Annotated in this window: 20 protein-coding genes and 1 pseudogene; 13 read left to right on the top strand and 8 right to left on the bottom strand. The window is 56.3% G+C overall.

What is annotated here, in order from left to right; genetic code table 11:
* Nucleotides 1–237: 237 nt before the first annotated feature.
* Entirely contained in the window at nt 238–954 is a 717-nt protein-coding gene (locus ACFWEM_RS26020) for an SGNH/GDSL hydrolase family protein (RefSeq protein ID WP_378538460.1), read from the bottom strand.
* Nucleotides 955–1,319: 365 nt separating this feature from the next.
* Here ACFWEM_RS26020 and ACFWEM_RS26015 point away from each other — a divergent pair, with 365 nt between their 5' ends.
* The 4 genes from ACFWEM_RS26015 (at nt 1,320) to ACFWEM_RS26000 (ending at nt 4,691) form a co-directional block, all read left to right on the top strand.
* Nucleotides 1,320–1,808, top strand: coding sequence for a hypothetical protein (locus ACFWEM_RS26015; RefSeq protein ID WP_378538458.1), 489 nt, complete (start codon nt 1,320–1,322; stop codon nt 1,806–1,808).
* Nucleotides 1,805–2,767, top strand: a complete 963-nt coding sequence (locus ACFWEM_RS26010) for a hypothetical protein (RefSeq protein ID WP_378538455.1) — start codon at nt 1,805–1,807, stop codon at nt 2,765–2,767. The genes ACFWEM_RS26015 and ACFWEM_RS26010 overlap by 4 nt, the downstream gene beginning before the upstream one ends.
* A gap of 638 nt (nt 2,768–3,405) precedes the next feature.
* Nucleotides 3,406–3,564, top strand: coding sequence for a hypothetical protein (locus ACFWEM_RS26005; protein ID WP_378538452.1), 159 nt, complete (start codon nt 3,406–3,408; stop codon nt 3,562–3,564).
* An 824-nt stretch (nt 3,565–4,388) separates the two neighbouring features.
* Entirely contained in the window at nt 4,389–4,691 is a 303-nt protein-coding gene (locus ACFWEM_RS26000; RefSeq protein ID WP_378538449.1) for a hypothetical protein, read from the top strand.
* Between the two features lie 578 nt (nt 4,692–5,269).
* On the opposite strand, the gene ACFWEM_RS25995 is transcribed toward ACFWEM_RS26000, so the two are convergent.
* Nucleotides 5,270–6,283 carry a hypothetical protein gene (locus tag ACFWEM_RS25995; RefSeq protein ID WP_378538446.1) on the bottom strand — a complete coding sequence of 338 codons (1,014 nt, stop codon included), beginning with the start codon at nt 6,281–6,283 and terminating at the stop codon, nt 5,270–5,272.
* Nucleotides 6,284–6,820: 537 nt separating this feature from the next.
* On the opposite strand from ACFWEM_RS25995, the gene ACFWEM_RS25990 reads away from it, so the two are divergent.
* From ACFWEM_RS25990 to ACFWEM_RS25960, 7 genes and pseudogenes are all read left to right on the top strand, one after another.
* Nucleotides 6,821–7,207 (top strand): recombinase family protein, encoded by a 387-nt coding sequence (locus ACFWEM_RS25990; RefSeq protein WP_378538444.1) that lies wholly within the window; start codon nt 6,821–6,823, stop codon nt 7,205–7,207.
* Between the two features lie 404 nt (nt 7,208–7,611).
* Nucleotides 7,612–9,513: a site-specific DNA-methyltransferase gene (locus ACFWEM_RS25985; RefSeq protein ID WP_378538441.1), complete on the top strand. Its 1,902-nt coding sequence runs from the start codon at nt 7,612–7,614 to the stop codon at nt 9,511–9,513.
* Nucleotides 9,510–10,145 (top strand): annotated as a pseudogene (locus ACFWEM_RS25980) (DEAD/DEAH box helicase family protein); the annotation flags it as partial. The gene ACFWEM_RS25985 and the pseudogene ACFWEM_RS25980, both read left to right, overlap by 4 nt.
* Nucleotides 10,146–10,169: 24 nt before the next feature.
* Nucleotides 10,170–12,050 carry a phosphate ABC transporter permease gene (locus ACFWEM_RS25975; protein WP_378538554.1) on the top strand — a complete coding sequence of 627 codons (1,881 nt, stop codon included), beginning with the start codon at nt 10,170–10,172 and terminating at the stop codon, nt 12,048–12,050.
* 453 nt (nt 12,051–12,503) lie between these two features.
* Nucleotides 12,504–13,085: a hypothetical protein gene (locus ACFWEM_RS25970; protein ID WP_378538438.1), complete on the top strand. Its 582-nt coding sequence runs from the start codon at nt 12,504–12,506 to the stop codon at nt 13,083–13,085.
* Nucleotides 13,082–14,518 (top strand): hypothetical protein, encoded by a 1,437-nt coding sequence (locus ACFWEM_RS25965; RefSeq protein ID WP_378538436.1) that lies wholly within the window; start codon nt 13,082–13,084, stop codon nt 14,516–14,518. Before ACFWEM_RS25970 ends, ACFWEM_RS25965 begins: the two co-directional genes overlap by 4 nt.
* A gap of 99 nt (nt 14,519–14,617) precedes the next feature.
* Nucleotides 14,618–16,753 carry a helix-turn-helix domain-containing protein gene (locus ACFWEM_RS25960; protein WP_378538433.1) on the top strand — a complete coding sequence of 712 codons (2,136 nt, stop codon included), beginning with the start codon at nt 14,618–14,620 and terminating at the stop codon, nt 16,751–16,753.
* Nucleotides 16,754–16,930: 177 nt separating this feature from the next.
* Here the strand turns inward: ACFWEM_RS25960 and ACFWEM_RS25955 are convergent, their stop codons facing one another.
* Nucleotides 16,931–17,212: a DUF3892 domain-containing protein gene (locus ACFWEM_RS25955; RefSeq protein ID WP_378538431.1), complete on the bottom strand. Its 282-nt coding sequence runs from the start codon at nt 17,210–17,212 to the stop codon at nt 16,931–16,933.
* Between the two features lie 334 nt (nt 17,213–17,546).
* Between ACFWEM_RS25955 and ACFWEM_RS25950 the strand changes: the two genes are divergently transcribed.
* Complete coding sequence (locus tag ACFWEM_RS25950; RefSeq protein WP_378538429.1) at nt 17,547–18,467, top strand: hypothetical protein; 921 nt, start codon at nt 17,547–17,549, stop codon at nt 18,465–18,467.
* A 505-nt stretch (nt 18,468–18,972) separates the two neighbouring features.
* Here ACFWEM_RS25950 and ACFWEM_RS25945 read toward each other — a convergent pair.
* From ACFWEM_RS25945 to ACFWEM_RS25925, 5 genes are all read right to left on the bottom strand, one after another.
* The gene (locus tag ACFWEM_RS25945) at nt 18,973–19,341 is read right to left on the bottom strand and encodes a hypothetical protein (RefSeq protein WP_378538426.1); all 369 of its coding nucleotides are present in this window, start codon (nt 19,339–19,341) and stop codon (nt 18,973–18,975) included.
* A gap of 1 nt (nt 19,342) precedes the next feature.
* Nucleotides 19,343–20,968: a hypothetical protein gene (locus tag ACFWEM_RS25940; protein ID WP_378538424.1), complete on the bottom strand. Its 1,626-nt coding sequence runs from the start codon at nt 20,966–20,968 to the stop codon at nt 19,343–19,345.
* A gap of 599 nt (nt 20,969–21,567) precedes the next feature.
* The gene (locus ACFWEM_RS25935) at nt 21,568–21,846 is read right to left on the bottom strand and encodes a hypothetical protein (RefSeq protein ID WP_378538421.1); all 279 of its coding nucleotides are present in this window, start codon (nt 21,844–21,846) and stop codon (nt 21,568–21,570) included.
* Nucleotides 21,847–21,900: 54 nt separating this feature from the next.
* Nucleotides 21,901–23,469 carry a hypothetical protein gene (locus ACFWEM_RS25930; RefSeq protein ID WP_378538419.1) on the bottom strand — a complete coding sequence of 523 codons (1,569 nt, stop codon included), beginning with the start codon at nt 23,467–23,469 and terminating at the stop codon, nt 21,901–21,903.
* 117 nt (nt 23,470–23,586) lie between these two features.
* Nucleotides 23,587–23,817: a DUF2188 domain-containing protein gene (locus ACFWEM_RS25925; RefSeq protein WP_064444654.1), complete on the bottom strand. Its 231-nt coding sequence runs from the start codon at nt 23,815–23,817 to the stop codon at nt 23,587–23,589.
* A 275-nt stretch (nt 23,818–24,092) separates the two neighbouring features.
* Here ACFWEM_RS25925 and ACFWEM_RS25920 point away from each other — a divergent pair, with 275 nt between their 5' ends.
* Nucleotides 24,093–25,202 carry a DUF4062 domain-containing protein gene (locus ACFWEM_RS25920; RefSeq protein WP_378538416.1) on the top strand — a complete coding sequence of 370 codons (1,110 nt, stop codon included), beginning with the start codon at nt 24,093–24,095 and terminating at the stop codon, nt 25,200–25,202.
* Nucleotides 25,203–25,491 lie beyond the last annotated feature (289 nt).

Genomic DNA, 25,491 nt, shown 5'->3' with positions numbered 1-25,491 from the left:
ACATGATCTGCGCAGTCCCGACCATCTCCGATCAGGCTGCCGTGAAGTTTGCGCCACCGCCAAAGTACAAGAGCGACATTCCGCCAACGAGCTCAAAGCGTAGGGATCACCGCGTCAGGCAACTGCCCAGCCGAGGCCGCGCCCAAAGTCCTCGCTAAAGATGACCTAAGTCCGACAGCACTTTTCACGAAAAAGAGGATCCCGCGTGTGCGGGATCCTCTTTGTTTTCCTTCGGAGCTAGAGACCGAGCGAGTGAAGGTGCTCGCTGATCTTCTCGAACATGAGCCTCTGACCAGCCGGCGTTGGATGCATGCCGTCTTCCTTGAGTAGCGTCGGGTCCGACAGCCAGTTCTCGGTGAGCGCATCGATGAAAGGTAGCTTGTACTGCTCAGCGGCGGAACGGATTCGATCGTTCACGTTGACAGCGGTCTCGGATGGAGGCCGGTTGTCCATGATGGGGCCGATGACTACAACCTTGGCGTCGGGAAGCCGATCTCGTAGCTGCGCATATAACTCCCGAGTCGCATCTCGCACTTCGAGCGGGTACGAAACATCATTTCGACCGCCGGCGATGATGACGACCTCGGGATTCACCGCAACGACCTGATCAATTTTCGCACCGAACGGTAGCTTGCCTTTTTCGGCGTTTCCTTGGACGTAGCCGGTACCACCGCTCGCAAAATCTGCCAGGTACCAGCGACGATCGAAGGCAAGCAGTGCCGGCCAGTGATCTCCCGTCGTGTTCGGAATCGAGTAAGAGTCCCCCAAAATTGCGACCGTGTCGAAGTCGTCGGTAGGGGCATTCAGTGCCGGCGCCAAACTGTCGGCCTGCGATACAGAGGCAGTTGCCCGACTGTCTCGGGATTGCTCGTACGCAAATCCTACGATCACCGCTACGACGGTGAAAACCACGGCACCGATGACGGCGACAGTTCGCTTGTTGGGTTTGATCACCCCGTAAACATACGGGGTCGAATCATGTTGCCTCTGAGCGAGTGTCAAGCATCTGTCGTACCGCTTGAATCGAACTTCGACAAAGGAGCGAAATCTCGCTCTCACAGCAGTCCGGGGCCCAGCTTGCTGGAAGTTACGGCGCGGCAAAGCATTCAGGGCACACTGTCCCCCATTCGACGGACCAAAGTCCATTTCCAATTCAACGCCGCGACAATCGGCAATCACGCAGCTATATTTCGTCGACACTTCAACTACTTTCGGTACGTCTGCACGGACGCGCGACAACACCCAGTCCCGCGCTCGGCAATCCCCTCTATTTTTCTCATTCGAAGAAACCGGCACCAGATGACAGGAAGAACGTCGACATGCCAGAAGAAGCAAAGCGCAGCAGTCGGCGACTGATCGCGATCGCAGCACTCGCGGTCGTACTCCTCGCGCAAGGCGCCTACTCGTTCGGTGTCCGCCCCGAGCCGTACCCGACAATTCGCATGCCCAGCTTCGGTGGCGTGCCCAATGCAGACGGCGAGTTCAGTGGAAGTGGCTTGGATATCACTCTCCATTACACCGACGGATCCACGATGAGTCCCAACCCAGTAGACCTCGCCGGCGATATTCGCTACTCATCCGCGAGAGCATCACTCGATTATGCGTTCCGCCCCAGCGGGGCAGGCGACCGCAACACCCGAACAGCGGACCCTGAATTGGTCGAATGGCTCCGAAACCGCAGCGTCGAAATCGGAAGTGGTGCCATCCCGGACAGTATCGAGTTCTGCTGGCGCAAAACAATTATCGACATCAACGACGGAACCGTTGCGTCAACTGACCCGTGCGAAACGACAAAGGTTGATCTATGAGAGCCCGTGCGGGAACTCTGTTGTTCCTGCGCGACTACATCGATCAGTTGTGCGAGTCGTACCGCGCGGATGCAAGGTTCCTTGCCGTCATTCGAATCCTCTTCGCACTGTATGTGATCGCGTTTCCCATCGATTACGAGTGGGCGGGCAAGGTTCCGGCGATTCTGTTTCATCCGCAGTCCGGTCCGTTTTCCGTGCTGTCGCCACCGCCTTCCGAGAGCTTCCTCGTCGGCCTCGAAGTCATCCGTTTCATCCTGGCATTAGCCCTTCTCGTCGGCTATCGAACGATGTTCGTATCCGTCGCGATGACAGTCGTGCTGGTGACCGGTAGCGGGATCGTTCATTCCTTCGGCAAGGTCGATCACTTCATTCTGTTCGAGCTCTTGCCTGTGGCTATGGCCGCTGCTGGATGGGGCGCCACATTATCCCTCGACGCACGACGCTCACGTACACAACGCAAAGCACCCCGGACCAGCGGGCTGCCGATGCTCATCTGGGCTGTAACGATCGCCTACGCCCTGTTTACGGCGGCACTACCGAAAGCTGTGTCGGGATGGTTGAACCCTGAATTGCAGGCAACCCGGGGCTATGTGGCACGAGACGTGGCTGACCCGACCAAGCTCGGCCCGTTGACATACGAACTATTCGACATTCACGCGATGTGGCTCTGGAAGGCACTCGACTACGCCACTGTCTTCGCCGAAGGATGGTTGATCGTTGCCGTCCTCTTCCCTGCGTTGTTCAGGATCGGGATTGTCGTCCTGCTCGGATTTCACCTCGGGGTTTACCTCGCGTTGGGCATTGAGTTCGACAGCTACATCTTTGTGTATCTGCCGTTCCTGTCGGCACCTGCCGTATGGATAGCCAAGCGAGCCCTAGGCAGAAAGCCCGATAGCGCTAACAAGTCGGCGCCGGATACTCAACGTCAAGTGTTTCCCGCCAGTTCGGACGCACCGTAGATCTACTCCGCGGGCGCGGACCTTCCGACATAGTTCGTGAGTACCCCAGCGCAGGTTGGCGATCCTCAGGCCCCTCAGCCGCGGGATCAAACAAACCTGTTGTCTCCCAATTAGATTCCGAGCATTTCTACATTCCATGGACATTCGGTCCGCAGACTGACGCCCTGATCGCCGATTCGGCGCCATTCGGGCTTCACTTCGCCTGTTGAGGGCAGCCGAGCCGCGGGGGGTCGGCTCGACTGCCTGCACCTACACCAGGCGAAGATGGTTTTCGTGCCGGCTAACTGTTCAACCAGCGTAAGTCGACGCTCGGGGTGTCGCTGGAACGCATCGTCGTCACCTGTAGGTCGGGCTCGCGCCAGCAGGTACAGACAATTGTTCAGTGAACCCTGAGGTCGATCTTCGAAATCATCTTCGATCGCCGTGCGTAGGTACATCTAGAGCGTGACACTTCGTCAGGTTGAGCACATACGCTGAATTGCCCGGATCGGTACCTATTTTCCTTCGCCTTCCGAGTGGTCGCTGTCTCGGTCACATCCAGAAGCGCTGCACATCCGACTCTGTCGGGAAATTGGTCATATGAATCCGAGACTTTCACCTCATCTGGAATCGACGATCATGATGCGACGATTCCTTGCGTGACCACGAATGCTCGACTCAGGCGCAACCGCAGGCGCATTGCCAGGCGATTCAATCCCAACAACCGGTGGGCAACTGTCCTGGTGGTTGCACTCTGCGCACTTGTCGCCTTGGCGATCGTCTGCAGCATGCTCTTCGACAAAAGTCATTGGGGCTGAGCCGCGGGCTCGCGGCACCTGAATGTGGAGCTACTGGGGCAGTATTCGAAAAACTCTGACCAGGGGAAACAGTTATCTGAGCTCATCAATAAAGTGGAGTCGTCTAGAAAACGCCAGGTCAGCCCGATCGTCACTCCCCCACCACGAACCCACAAATTGGCTCGGCGACTGTCAGACGAGAACATAGCGGCGTTGGTAGCAGCGTATCGAGCTGGTGACTCCACGCCAACACTGCAGCAACGGTTTCAACTCAGCCAAGGCAGTGTCCTGAAGATACTTAGTGACCATAACGTCACGATGCGAGGACAAGGACTCAGTCGTGCGCAGATCGAACACGCAAGCGAGCTATACCGAGAGGGCTGGACACTGGCACGACTTGGTACACACTTCCAGACTGCACCCAACACGGTACGACGTGCACTGATCAGCAAGGGAGTGGTGATGCGGGCACGAGGCGGGAGTCGGCCGGCGAAGTGACAATCACATAATCGGATCTCTGCGAAAGACTGGCGTCATTTGGCCACGTCAAGTTCCCTTGCTGACACGGAGACGCGCGCTGAAGATCACCCGAGCATCACTGGGCAATCGACAAAGGCAGACTCACCCCACGCCGAATACAAGGGCGATATCAGCGGAGAAGGACAACCGGCCAGCGAACGTGAGCTCACAGACCGCCTTGCCTGCCACGCGATCTCACATTCACGTTGAGAACCGTCCGGAGTCGTGAGGAGGCACACGTCCATCTCAATGTCGGCGCTCCTCCCTAGACTTGTACCCGCAACGGACCGAGGGAGAATACTCCCCACTACGGAAAGGGTCACGCCGTGATCGAAAACAAAGTGGCAACGAACGCAAGTGCCGAGGCGCTCGAGCTGGCAATTGGTCTACAGGCCCAATGGCCTGGAATCGGACACTTCGGTCCGCAAATCGGAAAGCTCATCGTTGATGAGTTTGGGTACCGAAAACTCGGCGCGCCGCGCGCAGGGCAACCGTCCTCGACAGACGAAGCGAGCGACGAAGCGAGAGAACTCGGTACGAAGATCGCCAGGCACGAACCTGCACTCCAGATGATGGCACCGCACATCAGTTATGTGGCCGTCGACTTCCTCGGTTACCGAATTGCGTGACGGATCTCGCCGAGTGCTCCAGCAAATGATGAGAGCACTCGGCAGAACCAGTCAATCAATCCTAGATTATCCTGCCACTGCCAACACCATGAACGCCGCGCAAGATCGACCCCATCGGAATTTTCTTCGAATGCTGCGATGATTACAAAGACCCATAACTAGAGTCGCATACTGGCGACTCTCCCTCTTCATCTGACGATTCTTCTAATAGAAGTACCCGAAACCACATCATCCTCATACCCTTTACAATCCAAAAGTTGCGCAAGTTCATTGAGTGACAACTATTCTGCGGTAGAACCGACGCTGCACGAGATCCAGGTCTGAAAAATTGAGATTTGCCCGGTAAGCCAACAGTTTGAAACTCACCATCGTTCGAAACTCAGACAACCAGCAAGATACATGAATTGAAACCAAACCGATAAACCAAATTTAGCGCTACATCATTTGGTCGGTTGCGAAACCTATCATTTAGATCGTTTGTTCGAACAATTCTTCGACCACTTGTTCAACTCTTCGGAGACACGAATAGCGAGATACTCAATGCGATGCTCCATATCCTCGAAATCCAGACCAAAGACCTACTCAATCACGCCGTAAAGCGGCTGATCAAGCGTGAGTTTACTGAGATCAATTCGACTATCGGGACCGTAGTGCATCAGGGTATTGCGCAGATATTTCTTCGTCGGGTCGGCGATAAGCAACGCGTCCGAATCTGTCAAGATATTGGCTGCGTGCGCACGCGAAACTGCTAGCAAACTAGTTTTATACTGACTCCTTAGAATTTCGAGACTACGCAGGATTTGATATACCGTCAGATATCGCAATTTAAAGATCGTCTGTCGCGACGCCATGGTGACATCAAGGCTAAACAGCTCGACACAGGTATTCATAAGGCCCTGGAATACGCTGAGGAGCATATTGATCTCCGGCGTGCCGTCACCGTTGAACCCTTGGCGAAACCACGCTGCAGAACGAACATCCCGACTGACCAGATCAGCAATACTGATGGATGTGGCAAACGAGTGATCCGAAAGAACCGAGATATCTTCCTTACTGCTGAAGTATTGACCGAACTCCTGCGCGATCTCATTGAGCGTCTTCTCTGACGACTCGCTCAGGAGCAGATCCGCCGGCGGATATCCGAGCGCAAATGTCGTGGCGAACGTCGATGTCACAAGTGCATCACGGTGCCACGTTAGCCCGAGATCAGCCTTCCACGCCGAGGCGAACGGTAACCGTACCGGCTCGATGAATGCTCGATGGTGTGCCGGGGCGACCTCGTTGGCAAAAAAGTCTAACTGCCCCTGTACGCCTCGATGCGTGTCCTCAAACAGCTTCAAGCTGTGCCTTGAGCGAGTCAACAAGTCAGCTGCGCCGACAGTGAAAGTAGCGCTGGAGGCAGCAGCTGGATCTAAACGCTGCAGTTGTTTGTGTGACTCGTACATAATGAGTGACAAATAACTGAACATACAGGACAGGGCCGTCGGAGCCACCGCACCAGCCTGCGGGAGACTCCTGATGAAACGGCCCGCGAACGCGGCATCCGTACTGATGGCATGACGAATTAGCGCACTACGGGCCACGGCTGTCACTCGGCATCCTTCAGGGCCAAATATTTCACTTTCACGACATTGCCTGCGTTGTTTTCTGCTCGATCTGTTAGTACGGCCGGCTGAGATCGGAAGGCAGCCAGAAGCACAGCAGATTAGGCGGCGAGCTGAATGTTACTCCTCTCCTATCAGCAGAGGCCACAGCGATTTCGACACGCAACTCGAAGTACTCACTTAGCAAGGTTCGGCTGTACCCCGCCCGCATCGTCTCCAGTGGCGCGGCCGTCACGAGCATGAACGCAAACCGAAGATGCCGTACATATCACTACCCTGGCTTGTCATTGGCACGAAATGGGAGGAAAGCTCGGCGTCGACCGCGCGGAACGGTTCGGCAACAAGCCCAGCTGCTGACGGGGGAAGGTTATGCGCGACACTCACCGCTGCGAAAGATCAACGCATCTTCAAGCCACTGACTCATAGAAAATTGAACGGGTACGCACAAAAAGTAGCCAAGAAGGCCACCCACCTAGCCACGCCATCCTCCCACGCCCTGCTGTACCTACGAGTCAGCGCTCGACAGTGGCTACGCCCGCACATCGGACCAGGCTGCTCCGGCCGCACGATCACCCAACGACCAGTACTTCAAGAACTCCCCGAAGACGTGTGGTCCGACAGAAACATCAGTACCCAACATTTACGACCTGTCATAAACACCTGTCCCGATTCGCACGCAACCAGGCCGACAATGTCCATATCGTCACCGAACTGACCGCACACAAAGTCACGTTCGTCAGCGCCGCCAGAAACGTCGACGCCATACCCGTCGGCCAACTCACTCACGGACTCCTCGCTGCTGTCAACGAATACCGCTCCGCACGCGAAGACGCTGACATCGCCGACAACGGGCGAAAAGGCCATACTCGGTGGCACTCTCGGACGCGCCCTTCGGCTGTCGACACCAACTGACAGCGAGCTACCGGACACTGGTTCAACGCAGTTCGAACAATCCACGTGATGAAGAACCCCGCGTCGACCCGGCCGTGTGTCCTTCATGAAGTAGATACCTGGGCGATTCCTCGCACATATGGTTTCAGTTGTGTCAGCCAACGACATGCACGATCGCGCCATCTGGCCGAGGCGGTCAGTGGACTACATAGACAGGTATATCCGGGCCCGCTGTCGGATCAACTAGCGGCTGCCCATAGGCTTCTTGGCATCACGAAATGTTCGAGGGATTGCACCGGGAAGAGGGCCAAATGGCAGATGAGACCAACGTCCTTGATCAGCTGATCAGCCAGATTCAGGACGAGTCTCTGCGCAGTCGCCTCGCTCGGGAGGTCGATCTTCTCCGCGGTTCGCGGCGGTTCGGCATGGTCTTCGATCGGCACCTGCCTGAGTCAGTTCGTTTGGTTGATCACCCGATCCGCAAGGGCGTCCGTGTGACGCTTCGTGACGAGTCGATGATCGAAACGTGGACAGTCCTTCGGTTCACAGACAAGACCCGCGAAGTCGCCGTTCTCGTTGGAGATGGAGGGGAGCAGCTGGCTGCCGATCTCGTTGTGGTGCGAGAGTTCGGGGAGCCAATCTATCCCGGCTTGCAGTCAATTGAGCAGATCGCCAACGGCTCGAACGATGCGCCCTGGCACATCGTGATCAACGGCGAAAACTTTCACGCGTTGCAAGCGCTGCGGTCGACGCACCACGAGAAAGTAGATCTGATCTACATAGATCCGCCGTACAACACCGGTAACGATGGATGGATCTACAATGACCGATATGTAGACCAGAACGATCGAGCCAAGTCCTCGAAGTGGCTTTCATTCATGGAGCGTCGACTGATCATTGCCCGCGACTTACTAAAGTCAACCGGCGCGATCATCGTCGCGATTGGAGACGAGGAGCATCATCGGTTACGAATGCTCCTCGACCAGGTCTTTGGCGATCAAAACTTCATCTCTGATGTTGTCTGGCAGGGCGGCCGCAAGAACGATTCACGGTACGTCTCAAACGGCTCTGACTACATGTTGATCTACGCCAAAGACGAATCGACGATTGCAGCGAATCAGATCCGGTGGCGTGAGCAGAAACCGGGACTCCATGACGCATTAGGTGCCGCCCGCGAGATCTGGCTCACTACCGACGGGGACCATACGAAGGCCACTAAAGCGTGGAGAAAGTGGTTGAAGGAGTTCAAAGCCACCGGGGCCGCCTCAGACGCAGTCACACGCTTCACCACATTGGATGTCGATGGTCGACCGATCCGTACAGACGGAAGTATCGCGAGCCCAAATCCTCGGCCCAACCTTACTTATCCGTTGGTTCATCCTGAAACGGGCGGTGAAATACCTCCCCCCAAGAACGGCTGGCGTTACTCGCGCGCCGAAATGCAACGCCGCATTAAGTCCGGTCGGATTGTCTTTGGCGCCGACGAGTCGCGTATTCCTAGCGGGAAGACATTCTTGGACGAAATGGACACCCAGGTCGCTGAATCAGTCTTCGTGAGAGACCGGAACCCTTCTGGCAAGCATCTAGAGTCGATACTCGGCGAGAGGCGATTCCCCAATCCGAAGGACTTGGACGTCTTGATGCGGTGGATCAGCCTTGCATCTGATTCCGACGCAGTGATCCTGGACTTCTTCGGCGGCTCAGGTACGACGACCGAAGCAGTGATGCGCTTGAATGCGCAAGATGGCGGTTCACGTCAGTCGATTCTGATCACCAACAATGAAGTCGGTGCACAAGAAGCAAAGAAACTGCGCGCGCGTGGCGTGCACCCGGGTGATTCAGAGTGGGAATGCCGCGGCGTGTTCGAGTACGTATGCCGCCCGAGACTCTCAACTGTTGTCACGGGCGTGCGTCCTGACGGATCCGGCCTCTCCGACGGATTGTCAGCCAATGTCGAGATGTTCGACCTCACGTATCTCGATCCCGGAATGGTCCGTCGCGGACGTGAGTTCGCCGCGGTCGCACCGCTGTTGTGGCTCGAAGGTGGCGCGCGCGGCGAACGGATCGAAGAAATTCCAGAAGCCGGATGGTCATTGTCCGAAGCGTATGGAGCGTTGTTCGAGATCGATGCTCTTACCACGTTCACCGGTGCGGTGGTTGAAGCAGTGACTGCCGGTCGAACACCTCAGGTTCTATTTATCATCACGGACTCCCCTGCGGAATACAGTCAAGCAGTCGAGCGACTCCCGGTCGGGGTCGAGACTGTCCAGCTATATGAGGACTACTTGTCGAACTACACGATCAACACAGCCGGGGGTATCCGGTGAGATTCGCGCTGGAGCCGTATCAGAGCAACGCGGTGGAGTCGGTGATGACGAATCTAGTCAAGGCACGCGCGGGATATCTGGAGGACGGTGAGCGCACTGCGGTCGGTCTCACAGCCCCGACCGGCGCAGGCAAGACGGTTATTGCCACGGCGGTACTTGAAGGTTTGTATCTGGGCACTCCTTCCCGCCCCCCGAACCCGAGAACCACAGTGTTGTGGATCACCGATGATCGTGCACTGAATGCTCAGACGATCGGCAAGATTCACCAGGCGTCTGGCGGGGGGATTGCCATGAACCGGATCCGGTATCTCGGGGAGGCAGATCAGCGAACTCTTGAACCTGGATTGATCTACTTCGCGCATATCCAAGCCCTCCAGAAGAATTCGACCCTACACGCGATCCGCGCCGACGGTTCTCGCAATGACAAGCGCACGCACGGTGGCTGGGAAATGATCGCCAACACAGTGCGCGAGCGCGGCGAGGACTTCCTCGTGATCTGGGACGAGGCACACCGTGGATCGGGTACCAGCAAGACAGATCGGAAATCGATCGCCGGGACTATTGTCGGCGGAGGACAGACCAACATCGGTACCGTCCAACCGGCAGCGCCGATGGTGCTCGGGATCTCGGCGACACCCGACCGGTTCGACGCAGCGATGCGTGCCGCGGACAGAACGGTGCGTCTAGTCGAGATCGCACCGGGAGAGGTACGCGAGTCCGGTCTGCTCAAAGACCGAATCCTGCTGCGCAGCGTCGGTGAGTCGCAGTCCGCAGATAACACGATGCTCGAACTTGCAGTCAACGACCTCAAAGCCGCCGACAAGGCGTGGCGGACACATCACGAGATTACCGGCGATCGGCTGGTCGAGCCGTTGCTCGTTGTACAGGTCGAACCGAAGGTCACCGAACCGCGGCTCGTGGAGATCTTGTCTGTGATCGAATCCGCATGGCCAGACTTGACCGACTATGCGGTCGCACACGCTTTTGGTGACCCACACGGACCGCTCAGGGTTGGAGATCGCAGCATTCGCTATCTGCCACCAGAAGCGATCTCCGGCGACGATCGCGCTCGCGTGGTGCTGTTCAAGTCGGCTCTCACGACGGGATGGGACTGCCCTCGCGCTGAAGTTCTGGTGTCGTTTCAGGGTAAGGAGTCCTATACCGAGATCGCGCAATTGATTGGCCGACTGGTGCGCACGCCGTTGGCGAAACGCGTCGACGCCGGCGATGACCGCCTAAACGAAGTAGCCGCCTACCTCCCAGGTTTTCGTACTGAGCACGTTATGCGCGTCGTGAATGCTCTGACCGAGGACGAGACGGTGCAGGTCGAGATCGTGGTCTCGCCTGTCGTCTGTGGACGTTCGCCAAATGTGCCCGCCGCGGTATTCGAGCTTCTTGACACTCTGCCCTCATACACACGACAGAAGGCGACCTTCAGTACTCGTACCGCGCAACTGATGCGGCTTGCTGCCGGGCTCACCGAGCACGGTGTTGAGGCTCGGGGATCAACGAAGGCGAAGCAATGGATTGTTGACCAGATGAGGGCCGCAGATGGCCAGCACCGTGACGAGCTCGATGCCAAGGTCAAAGATATTTTGTCTCTGACCGTCGGGACGACGATGGTCGCGTACGGCGAGGCGATCATGCAGAGCGTTGGGAAGAGCGATGCCCGAACAAACGAGCGGGATCTCGACGGATACTTCCGCCGCGCTCAACGGGTCCTCCCGGATGGGTCAGCTAATTGGTACTTCAATGCGCTTTGTGATGATGGCGACGACGATGTCGACGCTGCCGCACGCCTGTCGGCGATGGCATCGCTAGGTTTCAAGGATGTCATTGAAGAACAGGCAGCCGAGCTAATCAGCGCATGGCGTGAGCGGCACCAATCGGAGGTGTCACGTCGGCCGCGTCATATCCGGGATCAGATAGAGCCGCTCTGGTACCTCGGCGGATCACCGATGCTCCCCACGACGGTAGAGATTCGCGACGCGTACCCGGCCGCGACTGAGAGGGTGCGAGGTGACGCGACCGAGGGCATCACCACATACCCGAAACACCTGTATGTGATCCCCGACGGTAAACCGAATGCCGGTGGGTTTCCCGTCGATACCTCCGGTTCGTCGTGGGAATCCGAGGTTCTGCAGTCAGAGCTCTCGTCCGAGTCGCTCGTTGCCTGGTATCGCAATCCGTCCTCGGGCCGGCATGCCCTCGCCGTGCCCTACATGTTCGGCGACAAGCATCAGTTGATGCACCCAGACTTCCTGTTCTGGCATAACGATGGGGGGATTTTTACCATGGATATTGTGGATCCGCACCGTCCGGACCTGTCCGACACTTCCGCTAAATGGGCCGCTCTTGCTCGGTATGCACGGGAGCATTCTGATCGAGTTCGAAGGTGCATAGCTGTCATCAAGATCAGCGGCGCGCTGAGAGCACTTGATCTGACTACCTCGGGCATCGAGGACCGAATCTCGAATGCTACGAACCAGAATTTAATGGAAGCACTGTTCATGAGCGACGGCATGGCATACCAGTGAGCGATGGACTACAACATCTTCAACAACAGACTTCGGAGGGAAGTGAATTGGCACGACTGCTGGCATCGCACATGTTTTCTCCCTTCATACGACTGGAGTGCGGATCGAGGCTGGACTCTTACGGCCTTCTCCAATGAGAGCAGAGCACCCATAGACTCGTAATCATGTTCAGTTCAAGCCGATCGGAGACCGTTGCGAGCTAGTCGACTCACGTGAGATTCGACGCTTAGCCAACCCAGTCGGACCCATCCGTCTTTCCGTTCGAACTCCACGATGTCTGCGTCAAGGTCGCTGTCATGAGTTATCGACGATTCGCCGCCGATGGGAATCCCGACCGATCGCAATCCCTCGGGTGATGACCGGCTTGGAACCAGATCCGATCATCAAAACTCTGCATCCCGGAACTGGGCCTACACACCGCTCTACAGAGCCACACAGTGTAAGTTACTCAACATGCCTAGGGAAGCAACACAAGAGCAAGGACGGATTGGGGCACGCACTGCTCAAAGATGGCTTGAGGCCACCACTTTTGTGGAACTTCCTTGGAACTCGTACAAGAATGAGGCATTGTGCGAGGTCGAATGCTTAAACGACTCAGTCAAAGTATTCGATCTTGCGGGCTACTTCCTCAAAGAGGAACGGACACCCGTTTCTGTCGAGGTCAAGAACGTCACGACTGATTCACATCTCCGCGAGAAATACCATGAATTTTTGGCCGTGGCATATAGTTCAACTGCACGACGGCTATCGAAATCCCGCGCCGATGATAAACGAAATTTCATGTGGGTATCGTGGCATCCATTCGGTCCCATGAACCGTTGGGCACATCTTGAGTCCCCCGACGAGATTCAAACCGCATTGTCCTCGCATAAGGAACTTTTGGGGGACCATGAAGTAGATCAACAGATTCTTCGTACTGTTTCCGAACGCACTTGGGTATTGACATTCAATCCCAAGCAGGAGAGTTTAAGTCTTGACGCAGACGAGCTGGCGAAGGTACTAACCGCGCTGCCACGAAAGAAGTCCACCCTATGACCTTCACGGCATCAATTCGCGCGGCAATGGACACCGCGGACGGCTTGGAATACATCGATCGGGTCAAAGCTGTCGTTCGCCAACAGCTAGAGGAGCTCGATAACACTGCGCATATCGATGACACTCACTATTTCAACCACAGCGCAGTTCCTGATTTCGTGGTGAGATGGCCTGGCGAGCGCGGGGAACGGCGGATTTACCTGCGCGACTCGTACTCGTCGATCGCTGCCGGCGACGACACTCACTACTTATCCAAGGCAGAGCCTGTTCTACTTTCGCTAGAAGGTATCGAAGATCGCGAAACCCCATCCCCGGAAATCCACAACACCGGGCCACTTACGCCTTTGAGTCGAACGCTCGTGACAGATGTGAGCGCCGTCGAGGTCATCGCAGGCGTAAACGGAACCGAGACTTCTCCTCTCTCTGGATTGGTGCGAGCCAACTTCATCCGCGGTGCACGGGGGAATATTGACCACCACAAAGCTGAACTCCTCGTCGATGGTTCGTCGGACATCGATACCCGCCTCGATCCGGATGGTCTCGCGACGCTGATCTCCGATAGTTTCGTCGAAGACGCCGCGGCGCGCATCAATCGCACGGCACAGCTGATTGAGCTCGCAACGCACGCCACTTCGGAGGACTTGCAGGCACGAATTTCACTTGCTGGTGGCGCGCTATCACTGGCGGAGCTTCGCCACCTCCTCCCCTGGCTGCTAACACAACCACAAGCGATCGAAAACACTGCTTTCTGGCGTTACATCGGAACAATGATGTCTTTCGACGACATTGAGAGGATTCGAGACGATATCACCGAACTTGACATTTCACCGCTTATCAATGCCAATGCAGACCATTGGGAGGCCAACTGGGCATACCTCGGAGTGTCTCGGAGACCGGTCACCGATGAGCCAGCGACCATGATGCCGAGTAGTCACAACTATCGTTGGTCATTTGAATCCGGCCGACTCGGCATCGACGTGGGTACGCAGCGAATCCTTGTGGCCAAGAACGGCAGACTCATCAAGGCTCGCGACAATATCTCTGCGGCCTCGTGGGAGAACTTACGCGGACCTCTAGCAAATTACCGACTCGCACGGGTCGCACTGCACGGAATTCGGCGCTCAATCACGATAGATGCAGAGCAGAGCCCCGACGTACGCAGTGATGTAGAAGACGTGGCCACTTCGCTCGATGACCGCTATTACGTCACCGAAGCCACAATCCGAGTGTCGTCCACTACCACCACCAATGGCTTGTCAGATCTGCTCGTTGATTTTGGCGGCAGCACTGTTCATGCGAGGTCGGGAGCAAGCATCCGCGACCTCACCACAATTGCAGGGCAGGTTTTGAACTTCCGCCAACCCCTCACACCCGATGAAATTGCACGAGTGTTCTCGATCGACTTCGCGTCACCACCAGACGATGAACAGTGAGGGTTTCAACATCGTTTCACGGATCCTCTGAAATCAATCATTGACTCGACCTGGTTGATGCTGCATGCTTGCATGAGTCATTCAATCGAAGGTGGGTCAATGTCGACGATCAACTCAATCGGTGCCGTTCAACTGGGGCATCGCCTTACTCAACTACGCGAACAGACGGGCCGCAAGCAGGGCGAGCTCGCTAAACAGGTCACGTGGAGCCCTGCCATGCTGTCGCGCATTGAAGCCGGCGATCGCCAGATTTCAGACGAAGAACTCAGCCTGCTCCTGGCTGCCATCGGGACCCGCGAAGCCACAGAGCTAGCCGAAGCGATGGCTCGCGATTGGTCTATCCTCCCCCGCCCGGCACTCGATCATTCTGACCAGGACCTACTCTGGGACGCCGAACAGCTGGCCAACTCGCTCCTGCAGCTCGCTGTCACGCCGAGCATCCGTCCTGCCTTCGAACGACGACTGCAGGAATACATCGAAGAGATCCGTGAGGCCGCCAAGCTCCTCTTGCGCCGAGAGCACGGGATAGCGTTCATCGGCAGTATTGGGGCCGGAAAGTCGACGGCAATTTGCCGCGCCACAGGCCTTGAGGTTGAGGGCCAACAGGGGCGTCCATCGCCCGTGCTCGAGACAGGCGGCGGAGGAATTACGCTGTGCGAGGTCCATCTCCGAGTCGGCCCTGGCTACGGTGTCGTCGTAGAACCGCGCACGCATGACGATATCCGCGTTGACGTCGAAGACTTTGTCGACCAACTACTCCGCGCGGGACAACCCGACACGAAAGACGAGCACGCGGCTGAGGGTTTCCGAGCCGTTCCACGCGAGATCGAGCGGGCCATACGCAACATGGCGGGCTTGAACCCAACGCGGACAAAGGGCGCCGACGGAAAAACCGTCCGATCTGACCCCGCTAAGGACCTCGCCACGGCTATCCCGTCAAAGCGCGAACTCGTCGTCGAACTATTGACACGGATGGGACTCCATCGACGAGACCGCCGAGACGAGTGGTTTGACCCCAGCATTGCCTCAAGCCCGTTGGACTGGTTGAAGAGCACTTTCGAACGCATCAACAATGGTCGACACCCCGAATTTTCGCTTCCAACGCGTATCGAACTGGTCCTCCCGGAGCTGATGGCGAACATACCTGGGTTGACGATCAACATCGTTGATACAAGAGGTATCGATCAGCCAACAGGCCGGGCGGACCTGGAATCACATCTGGAAGACCCGCACACCGTCGCGGTACTGTGCTCAAGCTTCAACGCAGCACCGGAGCAGTCTGTACAACACCTTCTCAAACGGGCCCGAGACATCGGAAACCCTCAAATCGACTCCAACTGCGCAATTCTCGTCCTTGCTCGACCGGAGGAAGCACTTGCGGTCAAAGACGAAACTGGGCTCCGGGCGGAATCGATCGAGGAAGGGTACGAGCTCAAGTCTGAACAGGTCAGCGTCGCCCTCGGACCCTACCAACTCGATTCGATGCCCGTCGAGTTCTTCAACGCTCTCGACGACGATCCGAATCGGCTTCGAGATTTCCTCGCTAACCGTGTGGCACATACTCGGCAGGAGTTTCGTCGACAGCTTCGCGACATCCTGGCAAACGCTGAGAACCTGATCGCAAATGCCGAGCAAGAACAAGTTCTTGAGGTTCAACGCGACGCTAGCCGTCTCGTAAGTAGCTGGGCAAAGAACAACCGCGAACCAGCCACAGTACGCAGCCAAATCCACGACACATTGTTTACCGAGATCTCCTCTGCTCATGCAAGTTCCGTCCATGCCGCGGCCAGGCGTGGAGGTGAGTGGCGGTCGCTCAGCTACTCACATCAACTTGGATTCGGCGCGCGCCGACTCGCAGTCCTTACCCTGCGTGATTCGGTGAAGAGCTTCACCTCTCTATGCGAGACACTCTCGGACTCGATGCCTGAGGCCAACGAGCTCCTGTCGCAGGCGGCACGACTGATGTCGCAGACCTACGACGATCTGCTCAAAAAGATGCAGCTATCCGGAAAAACCCTGTACCGAAAGCAACTGCAGGAGGACACTGCAATGTGGACTGACTGTCTGCAAGCATGGGGCCAGGGGTCCGGCTACCGAAATCGGGTCGTTGAGCGCAATCGCGACTGGTTCGCGGAGAAGGACCGTGTGGACCTTGAAGGCGAACTTCGGATGACGCTGGCGCGTGAATGGACGACGCTACTCTCTCGTCTCGAGGCCATATTTGACACAGACTAGCTGTTCCACCTAGCACTTCCTCGCAGATCTTGAGATTCTCACCAATACCGACGACAGTCAGGTCGTAGACATGACTGCCCCGGGCCAGACTACGCGTTGCGAGGAGCCCTCATAATCTGAACCCGCCTAACCAGTGCCCCGACGACCAACTAAACGTCGGGGCACTGTCTTGGAAGGTCAGTAGGTCGGCAACGAAAGCAAGTTGTCGTTAGGTACGCCATTCGCGAACGTGCGCAGGTACGGAACGGCTCCGGGGCTATGCACAGTTCCCACCTCTGATCGCGATTGCGGACCAGTCACATAAGCGCTGCCCTTCTGATTGTCGATGTAGTCCACCATCTGTGCCTTGGTGTTCTCCCCGATATTGCCGGTTGATTCGTTGAGCCATTTGACGTTAGTGATGTGCTCGTTCCGTGTGCCACCGGGCGACATCCGACGGTGAGTGACCCGAACTGCCATGGTTCTTCCTCATTTCCTTTGAATTCCCGACCCTCAGTTGTTCTACCAAAAGATACCGACAACCTCAGGATCCGCCGTTGACTATGGCTTTCATGGGGGCGCTAAATCGCGGCCCTCGGTGACCATGCTCGGATTGCGAGAACCGGCCCCTCACTGATGTGAATGATGTGGTTTACCGCTTCCCGAACATCACGAGCCGTCCATTCGTAAATATGGAAACTATCCGGGCGCAAAAATGCACCAAGTTTTGCGGTCGCGACATCTTCGACTGATCCAACGTGTGTACCTTCGGTCCATATTGAGTGAGGTCCGGCATCATTGGAAGGATCGGCAAATGAACATCGGCGACGAGTGCATCTACCAGTTACGCGACGGAACCCCGATCGAACGCGTTCGGATCGTTGGTGTCGACGAACGAAAGAAGACTCCACGCTACGAGGTGAGCTTTCTTGACCGCGCGGAACCTTCGAAAGTCGAGAATGTTCCCCGCAACCGACTGCACGGCCCATGGCACAACGCCCAGGAATTCCGCCGAGTTCAGGACGGGTGGGCCGCGATAAGCCGCTACGAGCTCACGGAAGCGGAGGACTACGCCGCTTCCCACGTGTTCGACGTGCTTGTCCCCACCGAGATCGCCACTCTAACGTGGCGACCCGTTTCATGTGCAGTGTCGATCAGCGACATCGAGGCGCTCGACCGGATGACGGGCCACCCCACGCAGAGCATCGCCAACGCCGTCACGCACTTCGAACTCGACGACGAACTGATCCTCTCCCCCGCCGCCGCTGTCACGATCGCGGAACACGTCTGCAGGAAAAACCCAACACCGATTCTCGACTGGTTGCGCGACGAAGAGAAGTCAGCTCGGGAAGCCTGCAAGCACGGAAAGCCCTATCCACGCCGTGACGACCCTAATCACCGTTCGTCACCGGAATGGGAATACCAGTACTACCTGGAACACACGCGCCCGGTCCATGAACTACTCCGCCAGTGGGCCGGCCACCGAGCGATCGCCTTCTACGACAGACTCGCTGCTGCTGAAGCCGAAGTTCATCGCCTCGACGAGTTGGTCGGCCGACTGCTCGACTCCTTGAAGCAGAACGAGATAGTCCATTTCGCGGCCGCGATGGAGGAAGAGTACGAGAAGAACCGGATAACACCGTTCAATGTCCGACCCGACATCGACCGCCCGCTCGATCTTTCCGAGATACCAGTTCGGTATGTCGAGCGGCGTCGAGGTCGCTGGTGGAACTGATTTACCACCGCACCAACCGCACGACGCCGGGTCAGCGTTGACGACAGCCTGAGAACATCGCGTTGCGACGGCCTTTGGAAACCCGTCACATCATGTTCTGGAGGCCGACATGAAGAGTTGAGCGAATGCCACATCCAGAGAAGAAGGAGACCGTCGAATGGGAAATCACCGACTAGGTGGAACCGGTTTGTCGGTTTCGTTTACCGCGGTGAGCACCGACACCGAAGAGAGATCGGAGGGTCGCAGGTGAGGAAATAACTGGAGTCAAATGCGCAACCCCAGTCTCGATTGAGGCGCCGTCGCGTTCAATCGGCAGCTCGTCCGCCGCGCAGTGCGCTCAGACCAAATTCTTGTCACAAAGGTCCGGTTACGGTCGGAGATCTGCGTCTATCGGCCGAGCGCAAGAGAACTCGACAGTTTGCACGTCTAGCGCCAGTGCGCAGTTCAAAAGCAGACTGACGCTAGACGACTTGCGGTCCGGATCCTTCAATCGGCATGAAATGAATCAGATTGTCGTGGCACGAGACGAATTGATTGCCGTACCGCCGAGAGAGTTTCTCCAATCAGAACCTTGATAGATGAACAACCGATTGCCCGCATGTGAATCGATCTTTCGATCGATACTTAGTTGGTTCAGAATCTCATCAAACAGCTGCCAATCATGAGTCAGGTGCGTGTAGACATCAGTTAGCTTTCGCCGCGCTTCAGAAATCGCATCATCATAGGTAATTCCACCTCCGTCTGCGGAGTCGGTAACGACCTGCAGCAAGGTGTCGACGATGAGACTTGTCCAAGCTTCACCTTCACGCGCTAAGCGGGAGAGGTTTTCGTTCGGATTGGAGTTTGTTGCATATTCCATAACACTGGTTGACATTCTAACTCCTTTCGGTGGGCTTTTCAATTAGTTTATACAATTCTACAACATGGCCAATAAAAGCATTTGCCACGGCACTTCGGGTTGGCATTTCGTCGCTAAAAGTAACGAAGTAGGGCCAGACTACAGGACGCAGCTTTTCTGCGGCAATGAGCGCGGCAGGTATGGGCGATAGCTCCTCCAGATAGTATTCGATGTCCCCAATCCACAGCTTCGTCTTCTCTTTATTGTATGCCTTCAGGCTGTATACATAAGACACAACCCAAACGCCGTGCTTACCGTCAACTGCCGGCAAGCTACTGTTGAGCGAGTTCTCAAGCGCACGTGATGAACGGTTCAGCGCTCTAAAGTACCGGTGCACGAGCTGATTGAACAATTCAACGCTTGTTCCGTTGGAAACTTCAGTAGCACCTTCCGCGCCCGAACTAAAACCGAGTTTCTTCTCATCGTTTTCATCCTTCGACGTAATAGCACCTTGAAGCGCTAAAGACTCAGGTGTACCACTATGGAGATATCTGTCGATTGCTACATGCAATTCTCCATAGGTACGCCATGCGGACCGATAGTTAGTGGATGACTCGTCCGCAACCGCCATGTATGCCTCGAACTGATCCGCTCGCGGCCCTTTGACTCGATTGACACCCCGACGAGAAGAGCGAAGCCAGTTGGTAACCGTGGAGTCATCAACATAGTACGAATCCGCAATTTTAGAACCATCAGCTTTCCAGTTGCTGACGTAATCCAAATCAGGTCGACTCGCCATCTCCGGACAGAGAGACGCATCTTTAGATTCAGCCTCCGAGAGCGCCAAAGAGAACGCCCTCTGCAGGCATGCGTCTGAGATGATAGCCCTCGAATTGTGTATAACCCACCTGTAAGATTGCGCTCGCTGCAAAAGGAGCGATTCAACAGCTGATAGTCCTCGCGCGCCTATCCCAATGGCCCAAGTTTGATCAGCTCGCCTATGCAACTCAGTGCTATCAATGAGCCTGTCAACATCAATCGAGTGGTACTCTGTCCCGGCCCTTAATGAGTCGCGTCGAATATAGTCCAGTCTGTCCACGTCCATCTGACCGTCGATTAGCTCGTGAAGGCAAGTGGCCCACCCTCCGCCCGAGCGCGCAGAGAAGATTGCATCTACCAGAGTGATGGATACACTCTTGAATACACCCTTATCGAGCTTCAACTGTTCCAGGATCAGCTTTCCCGCAAACTCATGAAACTGACCATGCTGACCATCTATGCCATCTTTATAGGCTTCGAATTCTTCACTGATTTCCGGCCTAATGAGAATTTTCGAGAACTCTTCGTAGGGCTCTTCCAATAAATGAGAGAATGGGGGGTGCCCAAGATCGTGCAGCAATCCAACCACGCCTACCGCGTGCTCAATCAACCTTGGGAGCTCGCTATATAACCTGATCCTAGAACTTTCAACTCTTTGAGGATCTGTTGCATCGCCAAAATAATCCCTCAGAATTGGATCGGAATCGCCGTCTGCTTGAAACTTGAGCTTCAAGAAGTTGGCAACCTCATCCAAAAACATTCGCTGTATATCTGCTGAGGACGAACCTTGACTTCCCCACGTGTTGATGAATGCTGATTGCCACGCAACCGACGCCAGGTGCATCGTTCCTAGCGCGTGCTCGAACCGCGAACCATTCAATGACGGATACGCTGCAACAGTTCTTGAGTTTTGGGAGATATTCCTTAAGCGTTGAACTGGTAACGATTGGACTATCGGCATGACCGCGTGAGGTATCCGGACGTACCCATGGACTGGGTCACGTAGCACCTTGCTGTATCTGCGAGGGTCAGAGTGCATTCAGCGTTCACCCACCAGGGCGGCGCGTGGGGCGGACATACCAACCATTGAGCCTCTCCTCGCCTGCGTGCCGGGTTGCTGAACTGTACTACGGTCTGCCGACAGATTTCGGGATTGAAGGTCCGGGGTAGGAGGTGTTGCGTGCGTCGCTCCGGGACACACCGATGAGGCGCTCACTCCGCACGGGTGCCGTCTGGGTTTGATTGTTGGGCGCGCAGACACCCTGTGATGGAGGTTGAGCAGTCGCCATCGGAGGAAGGTCCCGGGTCGGATGCTCAATCGAAGAGCAACTCATGCTTGACTAAATCGACGATCGACTTACCACGAGAACGAACATCTTTGGGCGATATCGCCAAGATGGTGGACACAGATCTGGCCACGCTTGAAATGCCACCTGCCCCGATCTACCCCGACTCCGAATCAGCCACCAAGCGATTGGCTTCTATGTCAGACTCACTGCTGCTGAAGCCGAAGTTCATCGCCTCGACGAGCTGGTCGGCAGGCTGATCGACTCCTTGAAGCAGAACGAGATAGTCCATTTCGCGGCCGCGATGGAGGAAGAGTACGAGAAGAACCGGATAACACCGTTCAATGTCCGACCCGACATCGACCGTCCGCTCGATCTTTCCGAGATACCAGTTCGGTATGTCGAGCGACGTCGAGGTCGCTGGTGGAACTGACACACCACCGAACGCGTACGCGCGACAAGCGGAAGTCCTCACGGAGAGAACTACGGATCAGGAACCTCCAAACCTTCGCTTCAGTTCGGACAAATCGCTGTATCCAGGCGCGGGAATTCGAGGCATAGAAATGGCCCGGTTGAAGGGATCCAACTCGACACGTCGATTCCGGGCCCAGTCCAACCATTCGCGAGCAGATGCCCTCGCCGTCAAATCCTCGATGCCGTTGACGTGATCGGTAAGCGCTTCCAGGTATTGGTCCAATTCACGAACCGCCTGCCAATTCCGAACTTGCTCGCTCAATACCTCGGCACGCACATCTTCGGCCCATTGCTCAAGTGCCTTAACCTCCGCAATCTCATCTCGGCGTTGCTGCTCCTCCAGTCGTCGAAGCTCCGCCTCCCGCGCCAAATCTGCTGCGACAGTTCGCTCTTCTATCTGCTCCATGACGAACGGGAGCAAGTCTTCGAGCACCGTCTGCCCGTCGTCAACCCAGTCCAGGTGATCGCGTCGATCACGCCCGAAATGCAGGCGCAACGTGAACTTATCCAATGGGACGTCAACCCACTTCTGCCATCTCTTGTATCCCGTACGGATCTCGTGGCGTATATCAGCTTCGGTCGGCGTGTACTCACGACGGTCAATCGTCTGGATCAATTCGATGGAGAACAAACTGTGCCTGATCTTGATTGATAACTGACCGCGATCGGTTCCCTCCGGCCTACCCTGCCAAGTCCTCGGTTCGATTGCGCTCACATGGCGTCCGCGGATCTCGGACTCAGCCGCGAGAGCACTGAGCAGGTAGCAGGCCCGTTCCGTGGCATCCACATCTGAAAGAGTCTTCTTTTCAAGGACTTCCGTGACCACCGGATGAGGTGGAAGCTGAAGACGCTTCCGTGTGGACGTCGATAGAGCTGATGAATGCCACGGCGGTGGACCAACAACTTCGATCACCCAAGAGTGCCGTGCATGCCAGTAATCGGATCGGATTCGACGTCCGGAGGGCAGGAGGTCAAGGTCGCGAATCTTCCGCATGATCCGTTCGTCTTCCGAAGGATCGTGGCCGTCGTCGTAACTGCGCGATGTTCGACCTAGCCCCGATGCCGGGTCAAGTTGGAGAGCATCTATCAACGCTTCTGCCCGCTTCGCCAGTGACAGTTTGGCAGAGCGCTTCGCTCCAGACGGTGCCACCGCCGGAGGCGTTCGAGTTGCTCCGTGATCCGCATCGGACAGAGCATTCTCTGTGCCAACTGCTTCAGTCTTCGGTGCCGAAACGGCCTCTCGCTTTCGCTCCGCAACTGGTGTCGATCCGTCGATTGGCTGCCCTTTCCCCAACCGATCTCGCTGTCGTTTCGACAAGCCGTGTCCGGCAGGGAAAGTGCCGTGGTCGAGGTAGTATAGCCCTGCATCGGTGAGCGACGGCGACCAGATTCCATTCGAGCGGGAAATCCTTACGAGCTGACGACCTGCAAGTGCTCGTGCAGTCGTTTTGTGGCTTGACCCACTCCAGTCCATCTCCGGACAACCATCGCCGATCCAATGCAGAATCTCCTTCTGCCGATCCGTGAGGTTCTTCGTCAATGAGCTCATGATGGAAATTTCAACACGGTGTAGGAAAGAACCCACGTCGATGCTCTCCAACGATCCAATTCGTTCAGCCGACCGTCAAGTCTCAGAGTAAGACGAAACCTGTCTACAAGCGACCGCGAGCGGACCCGTTCGATGGCCTCTGAACTGCAGAAACTATCCTTTGGGTGGGTTGTTGTCCCTGCTGCGGGGGTAAGTATTCTTCTCCCCGATCGTTCCATTTTTCTTCTTGATGACATGCTCGACTTCCCGGTCTACTGCCATCTCGCGACCTTTGGCCTGCGCTTCAGCCTTGGTGGGCGCCGTATTCGAGGCACGCGAATTACCTTGAGGGCGGTTCTTCCAAACCCCATCCTCGAAGTATGTCTCTATGTCACCCGTTGCCATGTGTTCCTCCATTGATCGAAAAGGTATCTAGCTGCAATATATCCTTGCTCACCGACATGCTCACATCCTTACCAAATGGGACACCGCCGACGAACCGGGCTGGCCAGAAAAAGTAGTCGACTCGTAACACGATCGATCCAAATATGCGGTGATTGAGAAGAAGTAGCAGAACCTGGCACTCGACGGTGCTCAGTCGTCCCTGTTAGAGCCGGATCCGCCTCGAAATGTCAGACCTCTCGCATAGCCTGGGCAAAGCCATCACCAGAGGAGGTCACATGCGAGTCTTTATCAGCAGTGTTCGTCGCGGCTTGGAGGAAGAACGCGACGCATTGCCGGGGCTGATCACCGCGATCGGACATACACCCATCCGATTTGAAGACTTCGGGGCAACCGACCTTCCGAGCCGCGAAGCATGCCTGGCCGGCGTCGGGAATGCCGAACTGTATCTGCTAATACTCGGCCCTAACTACGGGCACCGGTTCCTAGACACTCATCAATCGCCTACTCACGACGAGTGGGCTTCTGCGACAGCCGCCGGAATCCCCCGACTCGTTTATCGGAAAGACGGTGTGCAGTTCGAGAAGGATCAGGAAGAGTTCATCCAAGCAATTGGCAACTACACCTCGGGCGTCTTCTATGACACGTTCTCATCCACCGCCGACCTTCTGACGAAAGCCGCTGAAGCAGTCAGGAACGCAGCGTCAGCACCGGTCGGCCTCCGCTACACACCCCTCGACACCCACGTACCAATCGTATGGCGACGCACAGACCCTTCTCACACACTTTCCAGTGAACGACCCACATTGGAAGTTCACGTTCAGAACGTCGACACGAGACGATTTTCTGCCCGTGAGCTTAAGGAACTTGCTGACACACTGCTGACTCGACTCCGAAATAGCGGTGTCGTCGGTCACGAGCAGGGACTTTCGGTGGAACGAAACGATGGTTCAGTCGCCGTCGCAATCGCCGGATCAGTGCCTTCAACTTGGAACACTGTGCGACAGTCACGTGTCACAGGGGTTCGAGTATTGAGTTCAGGCCAGGTATCCGTCTGGTCAGAGCTGCCGTCCGACGGCCTTGGCGCAGTTCTGGACGACGAAGCGCTGACCAGCCAGATAGCCTCGGCGCTTCGACTGATCGGCGAGCTTAGAGTTGTCGTTGGGCCTGAGTTGGCGATCGCCGTTAGCGTCGATCCGATGAGCTCTATATCAATCGGTTCTGTCAATGAAATGCCGAGGAGGAGCGCCAACTTCGGATTTCACTCAAGTACACCCGTCCGAGTCAATCCAGACGAGTCGACCACCCTCGCTGCGCTGGACTCAGGATCTAGTGAAGTCGCACGGAACCTCGTCCGCGAGCTGATCGAACAAGTCCGTCGCCGATGAAATCCCTCTAGATTCGAATTGCCCCGAGGACATCTCGAATCCGTTCGCGACTCGGTTAATCGTCGGCTCCAGTCGAATGACCATCTCGAATTGGCGACCGCGCGGCGTACTTTAAAGGGCGATGAGAGCAGAGCGGCAACAGCTATCGTCGATCGGAGTTAAGATCAGGAACACTGGGAGCACCCGGCACGAGCATTCTCTCGTCTCCGCTACTGACCGCCGAGAAATCTGAAAGCACCAGCACAACCAGCCTCACTATCGGAGTGGTCGAGACCCGTGGAGCTTTTGT

Source organism: Rhodococcus sp. NPDC060176 (assembly GCF_042728675.1).
Classification (GTDB): Bacteria; Actinomycetota; Actinomycetes; order Mycobacteriales; family Mycobacteriaceae; genus Rhodococcus_F.
The sequence above is the reverse complement of the archived record's forward strand: the minus strand, read 5'-3'. Positions and strand labels throughout refer to the sequence as shown.